This is a genomic window from Leptotrichia sp. OH3620_COT-345 (genome assembly GCF_003932895.1).
Lineage (GTDB): Bacteria > Fusobacteriota > Fusobacteriia > Fusobacteriales > Leptotrichiaceae > Pseudoleptotrichia.
Genome location: NZ_RQYW01000090.1, coordinates 1 through 644 on the forward strand (window position 1 = coordinate 1; position 644 = coordinate 644).

The window sequence follows — 644 nt, forward strand, 5'->3', positions numbered from 1 at the left end:
AGACCTGAATCGTTACAGCTTAATACAAACAGTAACAAGGTTAAAAACATTATTATTTTTTTCATATCTATCTCCTTTTAGAATGTTGCCGATACTGTCACATAACCTCTATGGGATTCTGTTTTTGTTAAACTTCTTCCTTTATCGGTCTTGGCTATTCCCGTATCAAGTGTTATCTTTTCTCCATAATATCTTATCCCCAGTGAATAACTTGAAAGTGTCGTTATCTTTCCTTTTCTCACTCCATATCCGTTGTAATTATTTCTTACTTTTCCTAAATCAGCTTCCACATAAGGTCTTATCTTATACATAAACTGTCCTGTTTTACTTTCACTACTTGGAAGTATATAGCTTAATTCCAACTTTGTACTGTATCCCGTATCTCCCGAGACTGTCATAGGAAAACCTTTCACCGTACCGAAATCTCCTATACTGTACTTTTCCGTAGAAAACAGTGCATCTTTTGAATACTGTCCGTTAAACACCGTTCTTAATGTTATCCCCTGATTCTTAAAATAGAAAGGCTTATAGTAACTTAAATTAAGATTTACCTTTCCAAACTCATATCTGTTATCTGAAGGTTCTACACTTTCAGTCGGTAGTGTTCCCGCATTAAAGGCATTGTCTTCATTTGACCTGAATCC

Annotated in this window: 1 protein-coding gene; it reads right to left on the reverse strand. The window is 34.9% G+C overall.

The genetic code is table 11. From position 1 onward, the window contains the following. Positions 1–77 precede the first annotated feature (77 nt). The coding region (locus EII29_RS11480; RefSeq protein ID WP_148096436.1) for a ShlB/FhaC/HecB family hemolysin secretion/activation protein at positions 78–644 on the reverse strand (567 nt) is incomplete at its 5' end.